This window comes from Stenotrophomonas sp. JAG2, assembly GCF_041080745.1.
Lineage (GTDB): Bacteria > Pseudomonadota > Gammaproteobacteria > Xanthomonadales > Xanthomonadaceae > Stenotrophomonas > Stenotrophomonas maltophilia_AA.
In genome coordinates, this window is the sequence record NZ_JBEUMH010000002.1 from 56,284 (window position 1) to 73,382 (window position 17,099).

Below are 17,099 nucleotides of genomic sequence, written 5' to 3' on the forward strand. Positions count from 1 at the left end.
TGCGCCTCAAGCGGCCTTCGCGGCCTTGGCGTTGCCACCCGACTTGGCCAGGATCGTCAGCTTCTCGTCGGTTGCCTTTTCTTCTTCCAATGTTTCCAGCAGGAGCGGGAGCGCGTCCTTGTAACCCAGCTGCTTGGCGAGGGCCGCAATGGTGCCGTAGGAAGCGATTTCGTAGTGCTCAACCTTCTGTGCGCCGCCAATAAGAGCGGCATCACGCACAGGGCCTTCCTCGATGCTGTCGATGGCTTCCTTACCCTCCTCAACCAACCCCTCCATGGCGGCGCACTTGATGCGCTTGAGGCGGATGCCCAGCAGCTCGACAACCTGGTCGATGCGTTCGATCTGACCCTGGGTCTCTTCCAGGTGGGTTTCGAAGGCGGCGGCCAGGTCCGGATTGGAGGCGGCGCGCGCGAGGCGCGGCAGCGCCTTAGTCAGCTGCTTCTCCGCGCTGTAAATGTCCGACAGTTCGTGGATGAACAGGTCTTCAGCGGTCTTGATCGCCATGATGGTTCTCCGGGTTGGTGGTGGGTGGAGCGCTGAAGCTAAACGCCCTCTCGTTAGGTTGGTGCGCAAATCTGTGAAGGCCTGCTACACGCCCGCAACGTCTTCTTCCGCGCCCGGCATGCACAGGTCTTTCTTCGCCTTGAGATGGGCCGCAGTCTTGGCCAACTGCTCATATCGAAGGCGGATTTCCTCCAGACGCTCCTGGTCCATCTCCTCCAGATTCAGCAACTCGTTGTTGGCGTTGCTGGTCACTCGGATCAGCTCATCCAGCTTGATGTGGATGGCGGCGGTGTCGGCATTCTGGGTGTGCTGAATCAGAAACACCATCAAGAAGGTCACGATCGTCGTTCCGGTATTGATGACCAACTGCCACGTGTCGTTGAACCTGAAGAACGGTCCGCTGCTCGCCCAGACAATAACCACACCCAAGGCCGCTACGAAGGCGCCCAACGATCCCGAGGCGCGCGAAGCAGAGCAGGCAATTTTGCAAAAAAACGGTTTCGACATGGTCCACTCATGCGTGTTGAGTGGAAGAGAACCTACGACCGCGAATGTCGAGGATTGGTGACTTTCAGCATCGTAGGAAAACCCGAAGTGAACGCTTTCGAGGGGACGCTTAAGGCAAGAGGGATGTGTGCGGGCCGTTGACAATGTCCTCTCGCCGCTTTCACGCATTTGGAACGAGGATTGCCGGCTCATGCCAGCGGAGGATCTGAGGATGATGGCCGGCGCATTGAGGCGTTTGAGTGACTGGACTGCCCAGCCTGCGTTCCGAGAGTTGACCGTGCGGGAGGCTGCCCTGCACCTGCAAGAACTTGCACCCAGCTACCCAGGTACTTTCGATCAACCGGTGGAGATTTGTGTAAATGGGTGCCGGTGGTTTGCCGGGGAGGTCGAGGCAGTCGCGGACGCTATCCACAGGGCAGGACGGCGACCCCATCGCGCGAGGGAACTGCTCGGCGGTCCCGAATGGGGCATCTTGCGCAATGCGGCCGGCCTGTGGGCGGTGACCGGTCCAATGGCGGGGCGGAAGTCCCAGGACCGCGAGGGATCCGCGTTGGTCCAGGCTCGCGAGCCCGAGGCAGCAGTTGAGGCTTAGATCACTGCTGCGGTGGATCTGAGGACGCAGGGCCGCCGGCTGATCTTTGCGAAAATTCCATGAAACGAGCAGCCGAAATCGCCTGGCGGCTCCCGCACGCAGGACACTCCAGCACCGCCCCGCCACCCGGTATGTTCACGAGGCTCGGCGGGGCAGTAGCATTGGTGACGCGGTGGCAGGAAAGGCACTTAGCTTGGACGTTGAGGACTTTTGGATCCTCTTCGGAGCCGGGTTGGCTTGGCTGCACGTTGACTTCAAACAGATAGAACAGCCCGGTATTTGGCATGCCAGAGATTTCGCGTTTAGGGGCCCAAGCGGTGGAAGCCCGGGCCTAAGTATGGCTTTCATCATAAGTGCCCAAGACTGCCGTAGCCAGAGAGCCCGATGGAGTCCAATGTTGTGGCCTACGATGAGGGCAAGAAACGCTTCGAGGTCCCGAGGTCGCTAAGTCAGGAGCGCAGGTGATGTGTCGGAGCTGAGCCTCATCTGTGAAGGGGCGCGCAATTCCTGTTCACGGCGGGCCTACGGTGGTGGGACTAGAAACATTCTACTTGCCTGGGAGTAGATGCCATGACTGACGACAAGAAGAAGACCGGTTCCCCTGATCGCGACCGAATCAACGTCAATGAAGATTACGAGGTCCAGTATTGGACCAAGACATTGGGCGTAACGGCTGCCCAGCTAAGGGAAGCGGTCAAGGCTGTCGGCCCCACCTCGGCGGCGGTTCGTAAGCACCTGGGCAAGTGACGGGCGCGGGGCATGTCCCTCACCGAATATCGCCGCAAGCGCAGCTTTAGCAAGACCAAAGAGCCCGAACCCGGCAAGGCACTACCCGCCGGGCAGCGGGCCATCTTTGTCGTTCAGTTGCATCATGCCAGCCGTCGTCACTACGACTTCCGCCTCCAGGTTGGTGACGCGTTGAAGAGTTGGGCCGTGCCCAAAGGGCCAAGCTACGACCCGAAGGTCAAGCGGATGGCTGTTGAGGTGGAAGATCATCCCGTCGACTACGCCAGCTTCGAAGGCGAGATCCCCAAGGGCGAATATGGCGGGGGCCACGTCGCCCAGTTTGATCACGGGGTCTGGGCCACCGAAGGGGATCCCGAGGCCCAACTCGCCAAAGGGCACCTGCGCTTCGAATTGTTCGGATCCAAGCTCAAAGGCGGATGGCACCTGGTCCGGTCCGGCAAGCCGGCGCGCCAACCGCAGTGGCTTCTCTTCAAGGAGGCCGATGCCTACGCCAGCCAGGTCGAAGCCGATGACCTGTTGGGCGATGTTGCCGCGCCCCCTGCGGCAGACCTCAAACGGGCCGGCAGCGGGAAGCCTGATAAGAAGCGGCTCAAGGCGGTCCCCGTCGCAAAATCCGCTCGACGCGTGGATTGGGCTAAGAGGGCGTTAGCGCTCACCAGTAGTAAAAAGGCCGAGGCCCCTCAGGGCCCGTTCGAACCCCAGTTGGCCAAGCTGGGCGACTTGCCACCCAAGGGCGACCAGTGGGTTCACGAGATCAAATGGGACGGCTACCGGATCCTCGCCACGGTGGCGCAAGGCGAGGTTCGCTTGTGGTCGCGCAACGCGTTGGAATGGACCAACAAGATTCCCGAGATACGTGATGCCGTCGGCGCACTCGGTTTAAAATCCGCCGCCTTGGACGGGGAGTTGATCGCAGGGCGTGGGACGAAGGAAGACTTTAATCTGCTTCAAGCCACCCTATCTGGCGAGCGCCAAGGTGCGCTGTCGTATGCGCTCTTTGATCTTCTGCATATCAATGGCGTGGACATCGCGGATGCGCCGCTGCTGGAACGAAAGGCGCTGTTGGAGGACGTCCTGAAGGGAGCCCCGACCCATTTGGCCATGAGCTCGCACATCGCCGGCGATGGGGAGGCCGCCTACCGTTTGGCGGGTGAGCAGCATTTCGAGGGCATCATCTCCAAGCGCGCCGATCGCGGCTACCACGGCGGCCGAGGCGAGGATTGGAAGAAGACCAAGCAGTTGGCCAGCGACGAATTTGCCGTGGTCGGCTACACGGCACCCAAAGGAAGCCGCACTGGTTTCGGATCGTTGCTACTGGCCAAGCCCGATCCCGAGCATGGGTGGCTCTATGTGGGGCGCGTCGGCTCGGGGTTTTCGGACACCCTGATCGGGGAGCTGACGGCGCTGATCGGCACCGCCGGCGGGAAGAAGCCCACCGCACATGTCCCCACGACAGAGACCGACTTGCGGACCGCCACCTGGTTTGCGCCCCGGTTTGTCGTCGAGGTCTTCTACCGAGGGATTGGCGGGCAACAATTGCTGCGCCAGGCGTCGCTGAAAGCGGTGCGGCCCGACAAAGACGTGGCCGATCTAAAGGACTCGGATCGGAGCAGCGATACCGGCGGCGGTGCTGTATCTGCCAAGCCGAACAGACGTGGGAAGCAAGCCGTCACCAAATCCGAGCGCGGTGTTGCAGTCAAACCCACGAACAGCAAGGGCAGGGCGGATGCCGGAGAGCGAGTTCCCCCAAAGCTCTCCAGCCCGTCCAAGGTGATCTTCCCCGACATCAAGGCCACCAAGCAGGATGTGTGGGACTACTACAGCGCGGTTATGGACCATCTGCTGCCTGAGATCGTTGGGCGTCCACTGTCGATCATCCGCTGCCCAGCTGGCACCGGCCGGCCCTGCTTTTTCCAGAAACACCACACTGCGGGGCTGGAGTTGGTCAGTTCGGTGAAGCTCAAGGAAGACAGTGGGATCAATGCCTACTACCTGGTGGTTGAAGACGCCGCGAGTCTCTTGGAGCTTGTGCAGTTCAACGCCTTGGAGTTCCACCCTTGGGGCAGCCACGCCGATTCCCCCGACCGCGCCGATCGTGTGGTGTTCGATCTTGACCCGGGCCCAGACGTGCCGTTCTCCGAGGTCAAGAAAGCTGCAACCGACATAAGGAAGCTCCTTCAGCAGTTGGAGCTGGAGTCCTTCCTGCGCGTTTCCGGAGGCAAGGGCTTGCACGTGGTCGTGCCGTTGAATCCGGGATGCGATTGGGATCTGACCAAGCGGTTCGCCCATGGGTTCGCAGACGCTTTGGCACAGTCTGAGCCGCAGCGATTCTTGGCTACGTCGACCAAAAGCCTGCGCAACAAACGCATCTTCGTCGACTACCTGCGCAACGGCCGAGGGGCTACCGCCGCGGCGTCCTATTCCTTGCGAGGCAGGCCCGGCGCGCCGGTGGCAATGCCCATCGCGTGGAGCGAGCTGTCGAAGCTCACCCGGGCCGATAGCTTCACCATGAAGGACGTGCCTGCCAAGCTCAAACGCAGGCGCAAGGATCCTTGGGAAGGTATCGAATCAATCCAACAGAACTTGGCACGGTGGGCACAGGACGACTGATCCCACTTACCAGCTGCCGTTGCTTTTCAGGAGGAATCACTATGCGTCGATCCATCGTTTGCGCCGCCGTCGCGGTTGTCCTGTCTGCGTGCGGAGGCGGGAACACAGAGTCCAGCGTCCAAGCACCGGGGGCTGAAGAAACCGCGAAGACCAAAGCGCTGGACGCTGGCGCCGCGGTGCTGCAGGACCGGCCTCCGGTCGACGCCATCAACGCCTATCTGGACGGGTTCCATTTCTACAACGGCCAGATGAAGGTCCAGATGGAAGCCCATCACTACTGCTCCATCCTCAACGAGGATGTCATCCAGTGCACGATCTACGACGGCAATGTGAAAGACGCCAAGCTGATGGGTGTGGAATACATCATCAGTGAGAAGCTGTTTGCTGGCCTTCCTGAGCAGGAAAAGGCGCTGTGGCACAGCCATGTTCAAGAGGTGAAATCGGGTCAGCTCATTGCGCCAGGGATTCCCGAGGTGGCCGAGCATGCGCTGATGGAGAAGCTCATCCATACGTATGGCAAGACCTGGCACACCTGGCACACAGACCTGGACAAGGACCTGCCCCGAGGCATGCCTCAGCTCATGATGGGATTCACCGCCGATGGCCAGGCGGACCCGGCCATGGTCGCTGCCCGTGACGCCCGGCTCGGGGTCAGTAGTGAGGACAAGCGGAAGCGTCGTGCCGATATCGCCGCGCCCCCCATCGATGCAGGGGCGGATGCGTGGCAGAAGGGGAAGGTCATCCAGATCGAGGACCCGACCGGCGGGCATGCTCAAGAACCTGACGCGCCGTCCGACGAGGACAAGAACGCGACGTCCAAGGGCAGCTCAGAAATGTGAGGGCGGGCGTCGAGGTCAAGACCAAGACGTCCGTGGGCTGTTACCTGGTTTCGATGACCAGAGCCCGATGGAACACCGGCAGCATTGGGCTGAGCGGTATTCTTGGTGCCAAAGGGTGCTGCGCCGAACGCTTGGAAGGCTCCCCAAAAGCCGAGAGCCGCGCGTTGCTGACGGCGTGATGCGAGCCACACTGGCCGCAGCGGAAAAGCGCGCCGCCCGGAAGCTCTATCAGGGAGCCACGGGTGGACGCGGTGGTCGTGCTGCAATGGCTGCATTCGACGGTAAGCGCCAGGATTCGCTCTACGTCGCCAGTAGAGGCATAGCTCGCTTCAAAGGAGCGAATGACAAAAGATGCTGAGGTGGGCATCGTTGCTCCTGAACAGGGGGGGGCTGACCAGAGCATCTCCGGAAACCCGTGATGGGGTTGTCGTGAAGGGACGCAGCGTTGTTCCGTCAACGCTGCACCGCCCCTTGGGATAGGGATGCCGATGACGGGCTCGGACCCCTCAGACCGCATTTCGAGACGTCCGCCGTCCCGGCTTATTCGCCATCTATCGCATAAGCGGCGTGCACCAGGGCTAAGTGACTCAGGCCCTGCGGCGTATTGCCCAGCCCTTCATCGGCTTGGGGATCCCACATCTCCGGCATAAGGCCCACGTCGTTCTGGACGCGGGCCAGCAACGCTCCGAACAAGCGATCCGCTTCTTCTGCCTCTCCCAGCAGGCCGTAGGCTTCCACCATCCAGAACGCGCAACTGATGAACGTGCCTTCGCAGTCCTGCATGCCGCTGTAGCGCCACAGCAGATCACCGGTTTCATCCGAGAGTTCGCGCCGCATGGCCTCCCGAGTAGCGATGAAACGCTCCCGGCGCACTTCGCCCAAGCCGAAGCGCGACGCCAGCATCAGGCTCGCGTCCAGCCGGTCGCTGCCGGCATGCATCACGTAGCTCTGCTTTGCCTCATCCCAGCAGTGCTCGTCGATCCAGTCCAGGATGCGCTCTTTCTCGCGCCGCCAGCGCGGCAGACGGGCAGTGGTGATGTGGCCAGCTTCGGCGAGTTCGCAGGCTCGGCGGAGCGCCATCCAGCATTCCACCTTCGAAATCGTGTAGTGCTGCGCGTCGCCCAGTTCCCAGAAGCCGCTGTCCTTGCGCATCCAGTTGTCGGCGCATTCGTCAGCCAGTTCGAACAAGAGCCGGGCGGTGGTGGGGTCGAGGATGTGGCCGGCTTCGATCATCCGGCTCGCCATTTCCAAAACGTCACCATAGGCGCAGGTCTGCAACTGCTCAGAGGCCGCATTACCCACGCGCACCGGTTGGCTGTTGCGGTAGCCCGGCACGTCGATGCAGCGTTCCTTTTCGACCCGCTCGCCGCGGAGGGTGTAGCACGGCGCAAGCCCGGGACGGTGGCGACTGATGGTGGTCATCAGCCAGCTGAAGCCGGCCTTGGCGTCGGGCAGGGCACCCACGCGCAGGAAGGTCTTGATGACGTATGCGGCATCGCGAACCCAGGCGTAGCGGTAGTCCCAGTTCTTGTCGCCGCCGATGCGCTCGGGCAGCGAAGCGCTCACCGCTGCGGCGATGGCCCCGGTGGGCGCGAACCACAGGAATTTGAGCGCCAGCGCCGATCGGATGACTTCAGCGCGGCGGCTGGCGCCGCAGTGGAGGTCGTCCACCCACTGGCGCCACTCCCGATCGGAGCGGTCGATGCGGGTATCGATATCCACTAAGGGCGGAACGGGGAGCACTTCGTCCTGAGAGGCGAGCAGTGCGATGATCTCCCGGTCGCCGGGCCGAAGGGTCACGGTGCCGCGGAGTTCCCGGTCATCGCAATTGCCGATCTGCACGCTTTCGGGATAGCGCAGCATCGTCATCACGGGGCCGGCGTGATGGACGCATCCGTTTGGGGTATCGCTCATCCAGGGCGTGCAGGCCCCAGCCCGGGTGCCCGGCTGGTAGAGCAGATCGAAGGTGACCTCTCCCTCCAAGCCTTCCAACCGGCGGGCCAGCTCGGACCAAGGCAGCCGCCCGGCCGGGCCGCTGTTGAGCGACTCGGTCACCCGGGCGAGGCCGGTGGCGGTGCGGACGTGCGTTTCCAACACGTTGCTGTTGTCGCGGTAGCGCCGCTGCACCTGCTGAACGTCGCGGGCTTGGAGCACAAAACGACCGCCGGCCGGGGCATCGAGCAGGCGGTCGAGCAAGGGCGGTGCGTCCATGCACGGGGCGCACCACCAGTCGATGCTGCCATCCGGCGCGATGAGCGCACTGGAGCGCCCATCGCCAATGGCGGCGTAGGAGTGGATGGGCGCATACCCGTCCGCGTCGCGCTCGGCAGGCACGCTATCGGCATCGCTGGAGCCAGCGATCACGGCAGCAGCATGCCGCCGGTGGCGCCGATCACCTCACCGGTGATGTAGCTCGACTCCTGGGTGGCCAGCAGCACGTAGGCCGACACCATTTCTACCGGCTGGCCCGCACGCTTCAGCGGCGTCTGCGAGCCGAACTCCGGGATAGCCTCGGGCGGCTGTCCGCCTGCAGGCTGCAAGGGCGTCCAGATCGGACCCGGAGCGACCGCGTTCACGCGGATCCCGCGCTCGGCCACCTGATGGGCCAGGGCCTTGGTGAAGTTCACGATGGCCGCCTTGGTGGGAGCGTAGTCCAGCAGGTTGGGCGAGGGCTGATAAGCTTGGATGGACGCGGTGTTGATGATGGTGGCGCCGGCCGGCAGATGCGGCAGGGCAGCCTTGCACACCCAGAACAGCGCATGCACGTTGGTGCGGAAGGTGGCGTCGAATTGCTCGGTGGTGAGGTCTTCGATCTTTTCCACGGCCAATTGTTTGCCGGCGATGTTGGCGACCACGTCCAGCCCGCCCAGCGCCTTGACCGCCTGCGCCACCAAGTCGCCGCAGAACTGCTCGTCCTGGAGGTCGCCCGGGATGGCGACCGCCTTCCGGCCTTCGGCTTCAATCAGCGCCACCACTTCGGCAGCGTCGTCTTCTTCTTCGGGTAGGTAGTTCAGTGCCACGTCGGCGCCCTCGCGCGCGAAGGCAATGGCCACTGCGCGGCCGATGCCGGAATCGGCGCCGGTCACCAGCGCCTTGCGACCCTTCATGCGCCCCAGGCCTACGTAGCTTTTCTCGCCATGGTCGGCCGCCGGCTTGAGCTCATGAACAGTGCCGGGCGGGGTTTGAACCTGGGCCGGATAGGTCGGCTGTGGGAACTGGGTCAGCGGGTTCTGTATGTCGTATTGGTTGCGGGAAGTCATTGGAATCCTTGGGGGGAGGAGGGAGAACAGGCCTTACAGGGTGACCGCGCCGCCGGAGACGGTAAGCAGTGCGCCGGAGGTATAGCTCGCACTGTCGGCAGCGAGCATCACGTAGGCCGAGGCGAGTTCGGCCGGCTGGCCGGGACGACCGAACGGGGTCTGGCTGCCGAACTGCTCAACTTCCTCCGCGGCCATGCCGGCGGGAATGAAGGGCGTCCAGATCGGGCCGGGCAATACCGCGTTGACACGGATGCCCTTCTCGGCGAGAAGACCGGCCAGGCCGATGGTGAGGTTGGCCACCGCGCCCTTGGTGGCCGAGTAGGGCAGGATGTTGGGCGTGGGCTTCTTGGAGTTCACGGAGGCGGTATTGATGACAGAGCCGCCGTCCTGCAGGTGCGGCACGCACAGACGGGTCAGGTTGAAGACGGCATGCACATTGGTATCGAACGTTTTGCGCCAGTCGTCCAGGGTGATGTCGTCGAAGGATTCGTAGTAGCGCTGATACGCGGCGTTATTGACCAGGATGTCCAAGCCCCCAAGTTCGCGAGTGACCTGCTCGATGAGCGCTTCAGCCTGGGCGTCGTCGCTGATGTCGCAGGGGCACAGGACGGCCTTCTGGCCCGCCTCTTCTACGAGGGCCCCAATGCTGGCGGCATCCTTCTCCTCGCCCTCAAGGAACGCGATCGCCACATCGGCGCCTTCCCGGGCGTAGGCAATGGCTACTGCCGCACCAATACCGCTGTCGCCGCCGGTAATCAGCGCTTTCTTGCCTTTCAGCATGCCGTGACCAACGTAGCTGTCCTCACCGTGGTCTGGCCGAGGGTCGAGCTTGTCGGTTTTGCCGGGAAACGACTGCTGCTGCGCCTTGAATGGCGGCTTCGGGTAGTTGGGCACGGGCATCGGCTGAGCCTCTATTGGGTTGAGGAAAGGTCAGTGTGCGGACGCCTTGGTAAACGTCGCGGCCCAGTGGTGTCGATGCGATGTGCAGGGGTCGGATCGACCGGAGGGTCAGAGCGGGTAGGCGATGGTCGTCATGATGCTGTTCTCGGCTTGGCGTGAATCAAGCCGGGTGTGCTGGACGACGACCGGAACATCGGATTCGATGACGCACGAAAAACCCACGCCACGGGGCACCGGGGCAGGCACCTCGAGATCGTTGAAGCGCTTGTGACACGTGCGCCGGGCGGGGACGGTGAAGCGGTAAGGGCCCTGCGGGTCGCGATCCTCGAAATACAGCGTCAGGGTGATCGCCGCATCGGTGGAACCGGTGTTGAGGATGCAGCAGGTCTCGTGGCTTTGCAGCTCTGGTTCCGGCCCGTTGCTCCACGCAGGGATGTAGCCCTCGGCGATAGCCCAGCACCGCCGACCGAGGGACGTCCGCTCATTGAGGTTCATCCACGACGTCCCCTTGGCTTGGCGCCCCCGGCAGCCCATTGTGTGATGAGGGCAGCACTGCCGACGGCAATGGCGTCTTCCACGGCGCCGGTGCTGCTTTGACCGTAGCGGGCGATCGCCCGCATGCGCAGGTTGAAGGTCACGTAGGCCATACCAACGGCGGCGCCTGCACCCAGAAGCGCGCCCAGCTTTCGCTGCCGATGGGGAGCGAGCGCTGCGCCTGCAATCATCCCGGTAGCGACGCGCGCAACCATGCCTGCCGGAACGATGCGGTCGGGGGCCGTTTTCATCTTGTCACCAACGAGCTCACCGCCTGCCAACGCGAGCATCCCTGCGGAAGCGAGCTTGTTGGCCAGAAGGCGAGGGGCACCGTTATCGGCCGGCAAGTTACCGCTCCGCGCGGCGTTGGTCACCGCGCCCAAGGGGGTCATCGCGCGCATTCCTGCGACGGCTCCCATCAAAATCGAATGGATCAAGGCCATCTGGCTCTCCTGAATAGGGTGGAATCGCCGGAGCCGGCCCTCAGGGCTTTGCCGGACGCTCGTAATCTTCCGGTTTGGCGGTGTGCTCCGCCTCAGGCATGTCCTTGTCTTTCCACGTGGCGTCATCGTTCCGGAGCTTGTCCGGGGTGTGCGCTTTATCCTGGTCATCCACGTCGGCGCCGGGATTAAGGGGCAGTTTGCTCATGGGTCGCTCCGTGTTGGTGTCAACCTCTATGCTGCTCCCGCCGCCATGAGAACGGCGTTTGGGCGGACTCCACATTTTCACGACGCCGCGGTCACCGTCTGGCTACGTTGACGCGGGTATCTGTTCGTCGCAACGGACGGAGGACCTTACGATGCATGGACCGACTAGGGAGGGCCTGCGGTGATCGCAGTGATAGTTCCGGCCCACAATGAGGCAGCAGACATTGGCCGCTGCCTGGAATCAATCACCGTGGCCGCCAGGCATCCTGGACTTCGAGGCGAGCCCGTAGTGGCAGTCGTGGCGCTCGATGCCTGCACCGATAAAACGCCAGACGTATGTTTGCACCACGGTGCCGTGGCCATCTCGATTGAGGCACGGTGCGTGGGCGTGGCACGTGCGGCGGCTGCCAGCCATGCCCTTGGCTTGGGTGCGCGCTGGATAGCCAGCACTGACGCCGATACGCACGTCCCGTTTGACTGGCTCTGGAAACAAGCAAGCTGTGGGGCCGATGCGTTTTGCGGCGTAGTGGAGGTGCGTGACTGGCTTGATTACCCGGCTGCCGTGCGCCAAGCATTCGCTAGGCGCGAGCATGCGCGCGAAGGCCATCGCCATATCCACGGTGCCAACATGGGTGTCAGTGCTGCGGCCTATCGGGAGGTGGGCGGCTTCTCACCGCTGTTCACGGGGGAGGATGTGGCGCTGGCTCAGGCGCTTCAGCGCTCGGGGGCCAGCATCGCTTGGCGAGCTCGACCAGTCGTCACCACGAGTGCCCGCCGGTCAGCCAGGGCACCTCACGGGTTCAGTGGCTTCCTGCGTGCCTTGGAACGCGAAGTGCTCGAAGCGGGTGGGGCGTTGTTACCATCGCGGGAACTGGTGCGATGACGCTGAGGCCAGAGGAAGTCCAGACCCCAGGTGGATGGCTCCGCTGCCCGGTCTCCGTATGCGGGGACAATGTCCGGTGCTTTCCAAGCTCCCGGCAGTCCGGGGGTGCATGGTCTCGCGTGACCATCTTGGGCGAGGGGCATTCGTCCACAAGGTGGAAAAGCGGGACGAGGGCAAAGTTGGAGCATCTACGAATAGCCCCAAGTTGCACGTGGGAGCAGGGATGCTCATGTGCGCCCTGAATCCCATAGCTGCACTAGGGCCTGAGCCTACTCACCAGGTGCAGAAGCTCTTTGACACTGAACGGTTTGGTGACAAATGGCGCGCCCTGATGCCGCTTCGGAACTGCTTGAAAGTAGACAGCGGAAGCGAATAAGAACGGGATTCCACGAGCCGCCATTTGATCTGCAACAGGGAACACCGGCCCGTCTCGCAGCTCAACGTCCAAAATGGCCGCATCAACGGTGTGGCTGGCAAGGGAGCTTAGCGCATCGGCAACAGAATACGCAGGCACGACCCGAAATCCCGCATCGCCTAAAGCCTCGACAAAAAGCCAGGAGAGCTCGATCTCGTCCTCGACTACCAAAATGACACTGCCTGATTCAGATTCAGCCGGACGGGTCATGAACTAATGAAGTTGCGGAGAGAATCGAATCGTCCTCTTCGACGTGTCAACGTCGAGCCAAGGGCTTTTGGCTCTGCGTTGACATGCACGCGCCGATAGGCGATGGATTCGTGGCTCAATTCAATTGTTCGTGGATCGCAGTGATGAGCTGTTTGAAGCGGTAAGGCTTCGGCAGAAAACGCACGGACGCAGGAATGGGGGGGAGCTGGGAGCGCTGGAGCCCGGACACCACCAACACACGGGCGCCGGGCTGCGTTTCGGCGACCGCAGCCGCCACCTCAAGGCCTGAAACACCACCCGGCATGCTGACATCCGTAACCACCACGGCGTATTGCGTTTCACCCCTCAACTGGGCGATCGCTTCTATTCCATCGGATGCGGGGGTGACCGCGAAACCCTGATCGGACAACGCTTGGGTCACCACCGAGCGCAAATCGGCTTCGTCTTCAACGAACAGCAAATTAATGGGCATATCAAGGCTCGTGGATAGGAAAGCAAAGCACAATGCGGGTCCCTTTTCCCGGAACGCTGCTCAGTTGGGGAAAGCCGCCTGATTGTTTCGTGAAACCAAACACCTGGCTAAGCCCTAGACCGCTGCCCCGTCCCACGGGCTTTGTAGTGAAAAATGGTTCGAACACGCGTGCCTGCTGGGCGATTGGAATGCCCTCACCATCATCCGCAACGGTCACGCAGACGTGAGGCGCAGGGGCGTGACCCTCTGAGGCAGGATCGAGGGTCTCCTTGGCGCTGGCTGAGATGGTGATAGTGCCGCCGTCGGGCATCGCATCGCGGCTGTTGCACACGAGGTTTAGGACCGCTGCCTCAAGTTGTGCCTTGTCGACGAATACCAAGGGGAGATGCTGGTCGAGGTCGAAGGTCACCTCGACCCCGTCTCCCGCCGAACGCTGCAAGAGTTCATGGGATTCTCGCAGCGCGGCGGCGACATTCAAGGGTTCGGGAGACAGCTTCTGGCCTCGGCCAAACGTCAGTAGTTGTCGCGAGAGCAGCGCCCCACGCTCCGCCGCCCGTAGGGCCGTCTCTATCAGCTTCGACGCAGGGCCGTCCTTAACCCTCAAGCTGATGAGGTCAAGGCAGTTGACAATGATGGTCAGGAGGTTATTGAAGTCATGGGCCAATCCAAGGGTCAGCTTGCCGATGGCTTCCATTTTCTGTGCTTGCAGCAGGCTGTGCTGGACCTTTTCTAGCCGCTCTTGAGCGTCATGACGCTCAGTGATGTCTCTGGTCACTTTGGCGTATCCCACCAACATGCCGTCGACCCAGATGGGATCGATCACTACGCTTGCCAAGAAGCGTGAACCGTCTTGCCGGACCCGCCACCCCTCCTCGATACACCGTCCCTCCGCGGCTGCTGTCCGCAGGTTGCGCTGAGGCACGCCCGCAGCGGCATCCTCGGGGAGGTAGAACCGGGAGAAATTTGTTCCAATGACATCTTGGGCGGTGTAGCCCTTGATCCGCTGCCCGCCCGGGTTCCAAGTCCGAATTACGCCATGCTCGTCAAGCATGTAAATTGCATAGTCAGTGACGGAGTTGACCAAGAGGGCGAACTGTCGGGACTCGTCATTCAACACGTCTTTGGGGTGTTCCAACTGTGTCACGTCCATCTCCCCGGCATCGCGTCACCCTAAGGGACGGTTTGTAAAGAAATCGTAAAAATGCGTGCTCCCGTGCTCGCTTTGATTTGGCCTTTACACACTGATGCTGCGTCATGGTCACACTGTATCTGCATGGATAGAACGCGACACGCGGGAGGGTGGCCGTATGGCAGACGGAATGGGAGCAGTGAGTGTATTCCTGGTAGAGGATGAGCCGAGCTTGATGTATGTGCTTGAGGAGTCGATCAAGACCCTTGGTTACGCGGTCGTTGAGAAGGCGGAGTACCTGCCGGACGCTCTGGAGCGCGCGAAAAGTGTCGCGTTCGATGTGGCAATGCTGGACGTCAATCTGCATGGGCAAGAGTCCTTCCCTGTTGCAGACGTTCTGATGGAGCGGGGAATCCCGTTTGTCTTTACAACGGGGTTTGGTAAAACCACTTTGCCTGAGCGCTTCAAGCGCGCCCCGCTGATGGAGAAGCCGTTTCGTCTCAAAGACATCCATCGCGCGATCACTGAGCTTCAAGGGAAGCTGTCGGCTTGACCGGGTCTTTATAACTTCGCCTGGTCTTCACGCAAACATCGCCTCCCGGCGATGCCTCGCTGGATAGGGTGCGTTCTCCCTTGTCCAACCAGGAGATTTCCATGGCCGAACCCAAAGAGAACCTGCTTGACTGGCTGCGCGACGCCCATGCAATGGAGCAGCAGGCGGAGACGATGTTGAAGGGGCAGGCGTCCCGTATTGAGCACTATCCCGTGCTGAAGGCGCGGATCGAAGAGCACATCCAAGAGACGATCGGACAACGAGAGCTGCTCGAGGGCTGCATCAAGCGTCTCGGCGGCTCTCCATCCACCATCAAAGACGTGATGGGAAAAATGGCCGCATTCGGCCAGGCGCTGGGTGGGATGACCGCATCCGACGAGATCGTGAAAGGCGCGATGGCCGGCTACGTGTTCGAGCACTTTGAAATTGCCTCATACACCGCTTTGATCGCAGCGGCCAAGACCGCCGGTGACCCGGAAACCGCACGCGTGTGTCAGGAAATTCTGGTCCAGGAAGAGGCGATGGCCGACTGGCTTGCAACGCATTTGCCGGAAGTTACCGAAGAGTTCCTGGTGCGCGATGCCGCCCCCGGTGTTGAGGCAAAGAAGTAAAGTCCCGCTCATCATTGCCGACGCCCCGTCGGAGGGTTTCACTCTCCGACGGGGCGACGAGGACGCCCGGTTTATCTTGTCCGCCGATAGCTCAAGCATCGACGGAGTTCACCCAGGGCCGGCAAGACCACCAGAAGCATCGCGGGCACAAGCGCAAAGGCCCATAAGGCGGCTGGCGCCGGGTCAAACGCCACGACTGGTCCGACATGGGTGCTGGGCAGTGACCAGTAAACGGCACCTACCGCGACCCACGGCGCTAAGTCCAGAATGCTGTGGACGTGCTGCTCCAAGGGGCGAATCGCGCGCTTGGGATAGGCCACCCGCGTGTCCCAATAGCCTGTTATTGCGTGCAGGCACACCAGTGCCAAGAGGATGGCGAAAAGCCCATGCGAGGCTCCGAATCCCAGCCAAAGAACCGTCGCCAGCCCGAGGATCGCAATCTGAGCCAAGTGCAGCCTTGACTCCGGAATGCCCGAGGTGGATTCGATACTGCTGGCCCTGTGCAGCCAGAAATCCATGGCGCCCGCAACCAACCAAAGGACATACAGGACATGCCAGGCCGTTACGTCCATGGCGGGATCGGGCTTTCGATGTTGAAGGTCCGGCTGCGTCTAAAGCTCATAGCGATTCCTCCTGACAGGTCAAGCATCGGTTGGTCCGGAAATTCTAGAAAAGCCGCTCGCACGACGATGTGTTTTCGGCACGAGGGACTTACCCGTTCCGCTTGACGGGCCTGAGATTCCCTCGGTTTGACGGACCCTTGACGCCACGCTGACACGCCGTGCCGTCTGGGGAGCGGATATTCGTCTTCAACCTTGTCAGGAGAAACGTATGAGTGCTTATCCACAATTTACGGCAGCAACGCCGCGGGTAACTCGGATGGAGATGGCTGATCTGTACGTGGGCGATGACACCACCGTGGTCCAGCTGGACGCGCTCCCCTGCGAGGCCTGGATCAAGAACCTCCGAGAATTGGTGAGTCAGTGCTCAGAGCTCGCCGGAGCAAAGGTGGAGGTGGAGGGCTCGTGGGTCCACTTCATCGGAGTACGGAAGGCTTTTGGCCCTGTTGCGCCCCGCGTATTGGAAGTCATCGCAGCCGCAGGCGAGATGGCCTATGCCCCCCACACCGTTCGGCCGTCATTGTTTACCTCGGCCGCGGACTTAGCGATGCAGTGACACGGCGCCAGTGACGCCGACCGCCCAAATGCTTCCAAGGGCGCTCACGGGATGACCATGGCTGATGACAAGAGACTGGACACGGTATCGATTCCCTGCGCGGTGTCATCCAGCCGGAATAACTCAACTAGACTCTAGTACCCCCGGGGGAGATCGAAGGTGCAGAGGGTTCAGATGAGCGAGCGCATGACCCTCAGCCATGCCACCCATGCCACCCAATGCGATGGCGCTCCACACAGGCGGCCAGTTCCCGGCGGACTACCTGGGATCCGCTCGTGGCCAGAAGTGGACCTTGGCCCCACGGATAGCACAAGGGACCTGCTATCCAATTTTATCGCTTTGGTGACGAGGCAACAGGCGCCCCTATTTGGATGCACCCTTGGTCACTCGCCGCGCCTGTCTCAAGTGTCGGGGCGTCCGCTGGCCAAAATGGGGTGCAGGCTCGGTCTTAGCTTTCTCGCTCAACGGGATCGGTTAGGGATGTTTATCGGGGGTAGGGCGGATGACCGC

At 61.9% G+C, this 17,099-nt stretch carries 19 protein-coding genes; 7 read left to right on the plus strand and 12 right to left on the minus strand.

Going from position 1 to position 17,099, the window contains the following annotated elements:
• Positions 1–6: 6 nt before the first annotated feature.
• Positions 7–504 (minus strand): ferritin-like domain-containing protein, encoded by a 498-nt coding sequence (locus AB9O74_RS02460; RefSeq protein ID WP_346462326.1) that lies wholly within the window; start codon positions 502–504, stop codon positions 7–9.
• Positions 505–588: 84 nt separating this feature from the next.
• Positions 589–1,011, minus strand: a complete 423-nt coding sequence (locus AB9O74_RS02465) for a low affinity iron permease family protein (protein WP_369348281.1) — start codon at positions 1,009–1,011, stop codon at positions 589–591.
• Positions 1,012–2,173: 1,162 nt separating this feature from the next.
• Between AB9O74_RS02465 and AB9O74_RS02470 the strand changes: the two genes are divergently transcribed.
• From AB9O74_RS02470 to AB9O74_RS02480, 3 genes are read left to right on the plus strand one after another with little or no spacing between them, the layout of a single operon-like run.
• Positions 2,174–2,350, plus strand: a complete 177-nt coding sequence (locus AB9O74_RS02470) for a DUF3606 domain-containing protein (protein ID WP_346464944.1) — start codon at positions 2,174–2,176, stop codon at positions 2,348–2,350.
• Between the two features lie 12 nt (positions 2,351–2,362).
• The gene (ligD, locus tag AB9O74_RS02475; protein ID WP_369348282.1) at positions 2,363–4,960 is read left to right on the plus strand and encodes a DNA ligase D; all 2,598 of its coding nucleotides are present in this window, start codon (positions 2,363–2,365) and stop codon (positions 4,958–4,960) included.
• 41 nt (positions 4,961–5,001) lie between these two features.
• Entirely contained in the window at positions 5,002–5,799 is a 798-nt protein-coding gene (locus tag AB9O74_RS02480; RefSeq protein ID WP_369348283.1) for an OBAP family protein, read from the plus strand.
• Positions 5,800–6,339: 540 nt separating this feature from the next.
• On the opposite strand, the gene AB9O74_RS02485 is transcribed toward AB9O74_RS02480, so the two are convergent.
• The 6 genes from AB9O74_RS02485 to AB9O74_RS02510 form a co-directional block, all read right to left on the minus strand.
• Positions 6,340–8,163 (minus strand): glycoside hydrolase family 15 protein, encoded by a 1,824-nt coding sequence (locus tag AB9O74_RS02485; RefSeq protein WP_369348284.1) that lies wholly within the window; start codon positions 8,161–8,163, stop codon positions 6,340–6,342.
• Positions 8,160–9,059 (minus strand): SDR family oxidoreductase, encoded by a 900-nt coding sequence (locus AB9O74_RS02490; protein ID WP_369348285.1) that lies wholly within the window; start codon positions 9,057–9,059, stop codon positions 8,160–8,162. Before AB9O74_RS02490 ends, AB9O74_RS02485 begins: the two co-directional genes overlap by 4 nt.
• A 33-nt stretch (positions 9,060–9,092) precedes the next feature.
• On the minus strand, positions 9,093–9,959 hold the full coding sequence (locus AB9O74_RS02495) for an SDR family oxidoreductase (protein WP_369348286.1): 867 nt from the start codon (positions 9,957–9,959) through the stop codon (positions 9,093–9,095).
• Between the two features lie 108 nt (positions 9,960–10,067).
• Positions 10,068–10,454, minus strand: coding sequence for a sensory rhodopsin transducer (locus AB9O74_RS02500; protein WP_313218350.1), 387 nt, complete (start codon positions 10,452–10,454; stop codon positions 10,068–10,070).
• Complete coding sequence (locus AB9O74_RS02505) at positions 10,451–10,936, minus strand: DUF4126 domain-containing protein (protein WP_369348287.1); 486 nt, start codon at positions 10,934–10,936, stop codon at positions 10,451–10,453. Before AB9O74_RS02505 ends, AB9O74_RS02500 begins: the two co-directional genes overlap by 4 nt.
• Positions 10,937–10,976: 40 nt before the next feature.
• Positions 10,977–11,141, minus strand: coding sequence for a hypothetical protein (locus AB9O74_RS02510; protein WP_282261698.1), 165 nt, complete (start codon positions 11,139–11,141; stop codon positions 10,977–10,979).
• A gap of 180 nt (positions 11,142–11,321) precedes the next feature.
• On the opposite strand from AB9O74_RS02510, the gene AB9O74_RS02515 reads away from it, so the two are divergent.
• Complete coding sequence (locus AB9O74_RS02515) at positions 11,322–12,023, plus strand: glycosyltransferase family 2 protein (protein WP_282261697.1); 702 nt, start codon at positions 11,322–11,324, stop codon at positions 12,021–12,023.
• Between the two features lie 256 nt (positions 12,024–12,279).
• On the opposite strand, the gene AB9O74_RS02520 is transcribed toward AB9O74_RS02515, so the two are convergent.
• From AB9O74_RS02520 to AB9O74_RS02530, 3 genes are all read right to left on the minus strand, one after another.
• The gene (locus AB9O74_RS02520; RefSeq protein WP_369348288.1) at positions 12,280–12,648 is read right to left on the minus strand and encodes a response regulator; all 369 of its coding nucleotides are present in this window, start codon (positions 12,646–12,648) and stop codon (positions 12,280–12,282) included.
• Positions 12,649–12,763: 115 nt separating this feature from the next.
• Complete coding sequence (locus AB9O74_RS02525) at positions 12,764–13,120, minus strand: response regulator (RefSeq protein ID WP_282261692.1); 357 nt, start codon at positions 13,118–13,120, stop codon at positions 12,764–12,766.
• A 1-nt stretch (position 13,121) separates the two neighbouring features.
• A complete protein-coding gene (locus AB9O74_RS02530; protein ID WP_369348289.1) occupies positions 13,122–14,264 on the minus strand; it encodes a nitrogen regulation protein NR(II) in 1,143 nt (380 codons plus the stop codon).
• A gap of 175 nt (positions 14,265–14,439) precedes the next feature.
• Between AB9O74_RS02530 and AB9O74_RS02535 the strand changes: the two genes are divergently transcribed.
• Together AB9O74_RS02535 and AB9O74_RS02540 are read left to right on the plus strand one after the other, a co-directional pair.
• Positions 14,440–14,802: a response regulator gene (locus AB9O74_RS02535; RefSeq protein ID WP_369348550.1), complete on the plus strand. Its 363-nt coding sequence runs from the start codon at positions 14,440–14,442 to the stop codon at positions 14,800–14,802.
• A gap of 101 nt (positions 14,803–14,903) precedes the next feature.
• Positions 14,904–15,413, plus strand: a complete 510-nt coding sequence (locus tag AB9O74_RS02540) for a ferritin-like domain-containing protein (protein WP_313218354.1) — start codon at positions 14,904–14,906, stop codon at positions 15,411–15,413.
• A gap of 71 nt (positions 15,414–15,484) precedes the next feature.
• Here the strand turns inward: AB9O74_RS02540 and AB9O74_RS02545 are convergent, their stop codons facing one another.
• Positions 15,485–15,985 (minus strand): hypothetical protein, encoded by a 501-nt coding sequence (locus AB9O74_RS02545; protein ID WP_369348290.1) that lies wholly within the window; start codon positions 15,983–15,985, stop codon positions 15,485–15,487.
• 259 nt (positions 15,986–16,244) lie between these two features.
• Between AB9O74_RS02545 and AB9O74_RS02550 the strand changes: the two genes are divergently transcribed.
• Entirely contained in the window at positions 16,245–16,589 is a 345-nt protein-coding gene (locus AB9O74_RS02550) for a hypothetical protein (RefSeq protein ID WP_282261680.1), read from the plus strand.
• Positions 16,590–17,099 lie beyond the last annotated feature (510 nt).